The organism is Candidatus Magnetaquicoccus inordinatus, assembly GCF_004217665.1.
Taxonomy (GTDB): domain Bacteria; phylum Pseudomonadota; class Magnetococcia; order Magnetococcales; family Magnetaquicoccaceae; genus Magnetaquicoccus; species Magnetaquicoccus inordinatus.
This window is the reverse complement of the sequence record NZ_RXIU01000161.1, coordinates 1-8,294: the sequence shown is the minus strand read 5'-3', so window position 1 is coordinate 8,294 and position 8,294 is coordinate 1. Positions and strand designations below refer to the sequence as shown.

General features: G+C 54.1%; 6 protein-coding genes. 2 read left to right on the top strand and 4 right to left on the bottom strand.

Annotated elements, in window-relative coordinates; translation table 11 throughout:
• Nucleotides 1-92: 92 nt before the first annotated feature.
• Nucleotides 93-398 carry a hypothetical protein gene (locus EJP87_RS19025; protein WP_420886860.1) on the bottom strand — a complete coding sequence of 102 codons (306 nt, stop codon included), beginning with the start codon at nt 396-398 and terminating at the stop codon, nt 93-95.
• 471 nt (nt 399-869) lie between these two features.
• On the opposite strand from EJP87_RS19025, the gene EJP87_RS11365 reads away from it, so the two are divergent.
• Nucleotides 870-1,346: a type II toxin-antitoxin system VapC family toxin gene (locus tag EJP87_RS11365; RefSeq protein ID WP_130471994.1), complete on the top strand. Its 477-nt coding sequence runs from the start codon at nt 870-872 to the stop codon at nt 1,344-1,346.
• Between the two features lie 2 nt (nt 1,347-1,348).
• Nucleotides 1,349-1,555, top strand: coding sequence for a hypothetical protein (locus tag EJP87_RS11360; protein ID WP_130471993.1), 207 nt, complete (start codon nt 1,349-1,351; stop codon nt 1,553-1,555).
• Nucleotides 1,556-2,498: 943 nt separating this feature from the next.
• On the opposite strand, the gene EJP87_RS11350 is transcribed toward EJP87_RS11360, so the two are convergent.
• The 3 genes from EJP87_RS11350 to EJP87_RS11340 are packed head-to-tail and all read right to left on the bottom strand — an operon-like array spanning nt 2,499 to nt 8,142.
• Nucleotides 2,499-5,612 carry a FecR family protein gene (locus tag EJP87_RS11350; protein ID WP_227657592.1) on the bottom strand — a complete coding sequence of 1,038 codons (3,114 nt, stop codon included), beginning with the start codon at nt 5,610-5,612 and terminating at the stop codon, nt 2,499-2,501.
• 2 nt (nt 5,613-5,614) lie between these two features.
• A complete protein-coding gene (locus EJP87_RS11345) occupies nt 5,615-6,637 on the bottom strand; it encodes a tetratricopeptide repeat protein (protein ID WP_130471990.1) in 1,023 nt (340 codons plus the stop codon).
• The gene (locus EJP87_RS11340) at nt 6,634-8,142 is read right to left on the bottom strand and encodes a hypothetical protein (RefSeq protein WP_130471989.1); all 1,509 of its coding nucleotides are present in this window, start codon (nt 8,140-8,142) and stop codon (nt 6,634-6,636) included. Before EJP87_RS11340 ends, EJP87_RS11345 begins: the two co-directional genes overlap by 4 nt.
• Nucleotides 8,143-8,294 lie beyond the last annotated feature (152 nt).

Below are 8,294 nucleotides of genomic sequence, written 5' to 3'. Positions count from 1 at the left end.
AGAGTTGCATGAGACTCATCGATTCGTAATCGACGTCGATCAGTTCTCCAAGGGCGCTGCGCTCACGCAACCATTGAGATGGTGGGGCAATTTCAGCTTGTCTTGTCAACAGTTGTGCGGCAATACGCTGTGCCTCCTGTTCCACAGAAACCGGGCATTCCACACCGGACAGGATCCCGTTTGGCGGCAGTGACAGCATGCACATCTTCCAGTCCGACTGCCAACTCATGCGGGATTGGTACCGCCCGGTACACGTGTGCTCGCCTCTTTTTGAGGCACTCGATGATCACCAATCGTGCCTTGAGATCGATCTGCTCATGCTTCAACGCCAGCACCTCGGAGAGCCTGGCTCCGCTGTAGGCGAGGACGGCACAAAAGGTGTAAATCTCCTCGGACATGTTCCGTGCTGCATCCAGAAAAGCTGCGCGTTCTTGAACCGTTAGATGCTTTCGATTGCCGTCGTTATCGTATAAATTTGACATCATCATGCTCCTTAATTTTTGTGAGTTTGCTATCAAAAAGTTGTTGACTCGTTGAACAGAATGTACCATTCTGTTCAAATACGAAAACAATTATTAAATAATCTGTTATTGCATCGTAAAATCTATGTCCTAGATTACTTATACAGAGATAAAACGATATAAAGAATTATGTCAAGAGCGTTCAATACTATTGTAGATGTTTTTTTGCTGAGCGATGATCGAAAGGCAAAGGTGACGCAGCACCCAGTCAAAATCGCGTCTGGCTCACATGACGCTATTGGTGGTCTGGAATTTTCTGGTATGCTGACTGCAGGTGGGATGACAATGGAGGATAAAGCCAATGAGCAACGCACTGACCATCGATGATGAGACAATGTTTGGGACACCATGAAACCGCGCCTTTACCTGGAGACCAGCATCGTCAGCTACTTGGCCGCCATGCCAAGCCGGGATTTGGTGGTAGCCGCTCATCAGCAGATCACCCACGAATGGTGGGCAGAACGACGGTGCCAGTACGAGTTGTTCGTATCCACCTTGGTCATTCAGGAGATGTCGATGGGTGACCAAAATGCCGCCCAAAGACGGCTGTCGCTGGTGGAGGCAATCCCCGTGCTGACGATCAATGACGAAGTGATTCTACTCGGGGAGCAACTGCAAAAACACGCGATGCTCCCCACAAAAGCGGATGCAGACGCCTTGCACATCGCTTTGGCGGCATTTCACCGCATAGACTTCCTGTTGACATGGAACTGTCGGCATATCGCTAATGGAAAAACCCGTCGTGCTATTGATGAGGCATTGAAGACACAAGGGATGGTATCCCCCATCATTGTTACCCCGGAAGAGCTACCAGAGGAGAACTGACTGTGTGGGTTGATCCTATCGTCGAAGAAGTGCGTAAAAACAGGGAAGAGTTTGCTGCCCAGTTCAATTTCGATCTGCGGGCTATGGGCAAGGCATTACAAGAGATGGAAAGGGCATCTGGCAGACAGGTGGTCTCCTTTGCACCAATCACTTATCACGATCCGCATGGTCAAGAAGAAGACAAACCCTTTTCCATCGCACCGAAATGATGCAAACGGGAATGAGATGAATCTTTGCGTGACTCCTCTTTGGTTAAGTAAAGCAGACGCGGGCTCGAACGCGAAAAAATCGGGATGTTGCCTCGGCATCGCAAACCCGGGTAACATTGACCAGAAAGTGATAAATTCGGGGAATCTTTGACACGGACGCAAGGATGCGAATCAATGGGAGGGACAGAGACGGCGACGAACTCGCCTGAGCCTGTCAAAGAGGGCAGCGCATCGAATTTGTGTATGAAAACGGTAAATCTCAATGCGCTCCACCCACTTTCTGTGCGCCGCACGACGGAGTACAGCAAATTGACGGGAGAGATACTATGTGTGCGCCAAAGCATGAGCATATCCGCCACCTCCTGCAGCGACCTTGGCTATGTCTATGCCGCACCCCCATCCACCACGAACGAATACTCCGCCGCATCCGCCAACGGACTATCCCCCACCGCCAAACTGATTGAACGCTGGTCTCGCCACGCATGACATCGGCAAACGCTACTAAACAATGAAATATATCAGGAAAAGCGTGTCTCTTTTTCAGGGACACGGCAGATGTGTGTCCACAGCCTTTGGATAATATCGGCGTGGAGAAGGAGAAAAAGGCCGATTTCGACCCTCGCTATGTCCACAGGATGGCACATGCGTTGTCGAACTGATTCTGGCAACTGTTGGAGATATTGTATTTTTTAGACACAAAAAAGGCCGCATGGATAAGCGGCTTCTGCACGGAAAAAATCCGGAAATTTTTTGAATGGTGGACTGTACAAGCAACGGTGGGAACATGAAGAGGGCTATAAACAGCTTAAAATCCACGCTGAGCTTAAAAATTTGTAGTGAAAACAGCTACATACCGTTTTACAGGGTCTGCACGCAAAAATACTGACCCTGAATTTGACGGCTATGCACGAATTGGTTGCCCAAATCGAGTTGGGGCAATGAATCAAGAAGGACTGGGCGATTTAAGCGATTGTATCGGCTGGTTGAATTGCATGCGACTGGCGGCGGCAGCCTCACGGGTGGCAGATGGATCTGCTCCAACAGCAATGGCCGTTTCGATCACTGACTGAACTTGATTGGGGGCCTGGGAACTGGCTGCTGTGACTACATCATGTACGCTTCCTCCAGCGGCAATGGTGGCACTGACCACCGTTTCAACCTTGCCACCGGCGTTGATGGCGCCGGCTGTAACTTCACCAGCATTGCCACCGGCACGAATGGCAGCCTCGGCAATCTGAGTGAGATTTCCACCCGATTGCACTGCGGCACTGACCGCTTGTCGTACATCGGCTCCGGCAGATATTGCAGCTCCGATGACCGAACCGGGGTCGCTCCCTGTCCGGGAAGCCGATTCGATAATCTCTTGCAGATTGCCTCCCGAACGGACCATGGCCTGAACCACTGAGGCCACATCCTGCCCTTTCTGGGTGGTCATGGCCATGATTTTATCCGGCTGCATGCCACCCTGCAGGGCCATGGCAATCACCTGATCGCTGCTGCTGCCTGCTCCCATGGCGGCAACGACCACGTCACTGGCGTTGCCTCCGGCGTTGAGGGCTGTGGTCAGGACAACCTCTGAATCAGCTCCGGCACGGATGGCGGCTGCAGTCACATCGGCTGCCGAAGCGCCATTTTTGATCGCCGCAGCGACAATATCGGCCGTATTGCCGCCCAATGCAATGGCAGCCTGGGTAACGGCTGTCGGCTCCATTCCAGCGCGCATGGCGGCTGCCACAAGCTGTTCGGAGCTGGCGTTACCCGAGCGCATGGCCGCCTGCAACACATCCATAACCGGTTGCCCTTTGGCAATGGCTTCCGTCAGTTGTTGTTGCAGCGTTTCCCCCTGCGAGAGGCTGCTTTTTTCGGTAACCTCTCCGGTGTTTTTGCTGCCGGATTGACTTTGCTCGCGTACTGGCGGACTGTTTTTGGTTGGCTCAGTTGCCGGGGGTTCTGCTGCCTTGCCCTTGTCTGGGGTTGTCGCATCCTGGCGGCGCTGTTCCAGCTCGCGTCCCAGTTGTTCCATTTCGGCTGCCTGTTGTTTGACAGACTGCACTGATTTTTCCGTTTGTTCCGCTTTGGCAGCAATATTGCCAGCCGAGGAGACAGCCTCTTTTACCGCAGGAGAGTTTTTGGCTTGGTCCATGGCCGCCTTGATCTGCTCCAGATTGCTGCCGGTTACCTGGGCAACCGTGTTCATCAGTTCCGCTGCATCCTTGTGATCGGCTGATGCGGCAACGGCGACTGCCACCTCCGCCGTCAAACGAGTGGAACGACTCTCCGTGGCTTGCAATACGGATGTGAGAATCGTTTTTGCTTCTCCACTGGCCACTTTGGCAACGGCTGCGGCAATACTGATGGCAGCTTTGTCTCCAGCCACCCGGGTGACGCTGCCGGCAACCTGGGCCGCATCCTTGGCTGGCAGCATGCGTGCAACCGTAGCCGCCACCTCGGCAGCACTTGCTGCTCCGACTGTTTGCACGACGGCTGCCGCTATCGCTGCGCCCTGTTCTTTGGCAACCGATGTCACTGCTGCAGCAATCACTGCTGCGGCTGATTTGTCGGTTGAAGCGGCGACACCCGAAGCTATGCGGCTGGCCTCTTTGGGGGAAAGAGTGGCGGCAATTCCAGCAACGGCAGGCGCCACCGAGGAGCGTTCCTGCTGCGGCATGGCTGTAACGGCACTGGAGGCCGCCGCAGTTGCAATGGCCGGGTTGGCCTGACAGGCGGCAGCCACCACCAGACCTGCCATTTTGCCGTTATCGGTTTTGCCGGGAGCTGAGAGGGCGCTGCCCACTACAATGCGCACCAACTCCTCTGATTTGCCTGAAGTGGTCTGGATGACCGGTTGCACGATAGCCGCCAGATCGATTCCATCCCGCACCACCCTGGCCGCATTGCTGACCACATTCTGTGTACTCTGCTTGGTGTTTTCCCAGTTTTTCTGCTGCTGTTTTTGCTGATGCTTGCCGATAATCTCCCCGGCATTGGGAAGCAGGACGTCAGCCTCTTTGCTGAAGCTCTGCAACTGTGCCTGACGGCTCTCCTGGCTGATGCCAGTGTCAGGGTTTAACAATCCGGCACTTTGGGCCTTGATCAGCAGGGAGAGGGGGGATACTCCTTGTGGTTCGTTGGCCGCCCAGGCGCTCTGCACCCAGGAGAGTTGTTGCCAGTGCCGACGCAGGTCGGCAAACAACCACCGGTCCACACTTTCAAACAGATCAATGATCGTGTTTACCCAATGGACAATCGTATGAATCAGCCAACGCAACCAGGGTTTTTCTCCCTGATCGACGGCAGCTCTCTTCTGGAACAGATTTTGTTGTGCCAGGGTGGCCTGGTTGGCCAGGGCGTCGGCAATCTTTTGTGCTTCGCTCATCGGAACGGGGGCCAGTTCGGCTGCCGGAAACTGTTTTTCCAGATATTGAATGGCCTGGGCGGTCACTGCCGGGGGCATGGAAGAGGGAGCGGCAGGAGTCTGGTTGCTGGCCAGCGCTGCGCTTGCCTGACCCTCGGCAAGGGGCTGAGTGCCTGCTCCATTGCTGAGTGTGCCTTCCCCTTTGGGCAACGATAGAAAGGTTGGCAGATTGTCATCAACTACCCCTTCGGCCACCGTGCCACGAACACCAATCTGAATTTTGGGAGTTTTTATGGCCACGGTTGACTGCTTGACCGGCATGCCTGAGGTGTAGCGAAATGCCCCCTTGTCAACCTGCACCGTATTTTGTACCTGACTGGCTGTCGGATTGAAGAGATATTGATCCAGGGTGACCTTGGCATCCGGGCCAAGCGAGAAGGTTGTGCCATCGCGAAACTGAATGGTCAACGAGGATTGGGTTTGTGTGGTGATCTCCTCTCCGGCAAACAGCTCCCCATTGGCTGTCAATGCCGTTGCTTGCGCAGGGGCGACGCGCCCAAAGGCCTGTCCGGTAATTTGCTGAACACGCCCGATATGTTTTGGCGGTTCTGCCGGAGCAGGATTATCGGCAAGGACGATTCCTTCCCCGAGCAACAGGATCGTCACACTGATCAACCACCATCTCTTGTTGCGGATCTTCACGATCATTCCTGTTGCATGTTGGATTGTCCCAGTCGATGCTGCTTGAAAAACCGTTTTCCGGCAATTTGTTGCGCTTCGGTCAGTTGTTCGCGAGAGAGATGGCGAGCGGCCTGTGTCCGACCCGCCTGTGCCCGTTTGGTCAGTTCGGTCGGTTCCTCTTCCGTTGCGGCCAGATTGAACCAGATATAGGCCTCAAAATAGTTTATCGCTGTGCCATGGCCGCGCAGATAGAGGCCGGCCAGATTAAGTTGGGCTTCGACGATTCCCTGTTCTGCTGCCTGGGTAAACCAATACAGAGCCAGTTTATCATTTTTTGGAACACCATATCCATTAAAACACATATAGGCCAGTTGCAACTGCGCTTCTCCGCTGCCCGCTTCGGCCGCTTGTCGATACCACTCCAGCGCCTCGCGCAGATCCCGTTTGCTGCCGTAACCGTTGTAGTGCATGTAACCCAATGCCAGCTTGGCTTCGGTATTGCCCGCGTGTGCCGCCTTGATATACCACTGGATGGCCTCCGCAGAGCTGTTTTGTTCTCCTTCTTCCTGGTTCAGAAGAGCCGCCAGTCGTACCATGGCCGCAACAACTCCCTGTTGTGCCGCTTTTCTGTACCAGTGCAGCGCTTCCTTTTTTTGTTGGCCGTTTGGCTGGTTGTGCCACAACATTTCGGCAAGGGAAAATTGGGCAGCCACTATCTGTTGTTCTGCCGCTTTGCGATACCATTCTGCTGCTTTTTCCAGATCAAGGGCAACCCAGTTTCCTGTGCTGTGCAGTTCGGCCAGTTTGATGAGGGCTGGTTCATGGTCTTGCCTGGCAGCACGTTCCAGCCACGTGACAGCCGTTTCAGGATCCTGGTTTCCCTCGCCGTGCAGTGCTGCATATCCTATTGAAAACTGTGCCACCGCATCTCCACGTTCCGCACGCATCAACAGGCTTTGCCAATGGATAGTCTCGGTAGGATACTCGCCCGCTGCCAGAGAGGTCATCAAGAGGAGCAGTGTGAGGAAAGAGAGGATCGGTCTCATGATGGCTTGATACTGACAATCTGCACCGTTTTTTCCTCCTTGTTGAAGCGAAGATGAAAGGTGGTGCCGCGGGTTGGCGGACTCAGGGTAATCCGGCTTTCCGGCCAGGGTTCGATGGTCAGGGAGCCAATATGTTGCCCTTGCCAGAACATACGGACAATGGCCTCATTTTGCAACTGCAATCCAGACCAGAGCAGACCATCTGCCTGCATTTCCGGGATTGTCAACTGCATTGGCACCCCTTTTTCCAGAAAATTTTTGTAAACCAGCATCTCATCATATACCGCCACTGCATCTTGCAATTCAGCCACGGCCATGCCGACATGCTCAGGCTTGTTGACCGGATTGAACACCTGCATGCCGGAGATGCCGCGCATCCACAGATGGCGCAAGGTTTCCCGATACCGTTCTCGGCTCATGACAGGAACTTTTCGCTCAGGATGATCGGCAACCCAGCGGGCTACCCAAGGCACCGCATCCAGGTAGGGAGCCTGTTTTTGCCGGTTGAAGCTGTCGGCAGTGACCTGACGCAACAGGATATGGGTGTAGAACTGGTCCACATGTTCCTGATCCAGAGGAAAAGAGGATTTCCAAAGGGCCAGAAAGGCAGTATCGATGCCATAGGCAACCGGATTGGTTGTGGTAAAGAGTGTGCTCCCGGAAGGAGGATGCGGCTCATTTTGCCAGCCCAGAACCGGCAGTTCTGTCGATGAGAATGTGACAATCCAATTGGTAATGGAAACATTCGGAAATATCTCTCTTGCCGGTCCGGCAATATAACTCGACAGCAATTGTGACCAGAGCTGACGGCAATAGTGGCGGAAGATTTTTTCATCCCGCAACACCTTTTCCGGGAGAAAGGTTCGGCCAAACGGGGAAAGAATGGCGGCATAATAGTCGGCCTGACTGGGTTCATTTTCATAATCCAGCCAGATGGCATCCACTGTGATCCCTTCTCTGCGAAACAGTTTCAGGGTATTGCGCAGTTGTCCGGCCGCCACGGCCCAGCCTCGAAACAGGGTGGGAACCGGCATTTCGAGCCACTGCGGATTGACCTTCAGATCGGCAGGATATTGGTAGGCCCAATTGTTACTGTCGCTCTCCAGGGAGTAGGGCCAGGAGCCATTGCGGCCATCGAACAGGATGACCGGCACTCCAGAGGATTGCAGGCGACGGGCGGCGGGTATCGAGTCGCTGGAGAGAGGCAAAAAAGGGGCGATTCCTCTTGCTGACAGCATTTGTAAATCATCATCCGTGAAGGGTTCGGAACCTATCAGGGCAAAAGAGACCAAGGGCCACCTTTTTCCCCGCTCCTGGGTCAAAGGGCTGATATGTTCCCGTATCAACTTTATCCAATCGCTTTGATTTGGTTTACGCCCTGTCGGAGCAGGATCTTTTTGCGGATAGAGCAGCTCCCCGGCATGGAGAGGGCCGAGGGTTCCGGAAAACAGCAGCAACACCAACCCTATGGTGGCCGGTATAAATCCTGTGCCAGAGTGAACCATTCGGGAAACGTCCTTCTGTAAAAGTTGAGCAACCTTGCCGAACCATCCAGGGCAATCGCCTTTGAAAATTCCCTTACTGTTGCCACAAGTGAAACGGTGCATGTCGGGCATCCGCCCTCCCAAAGCGTGCCCCTTCGGGGCACAAATTGGTG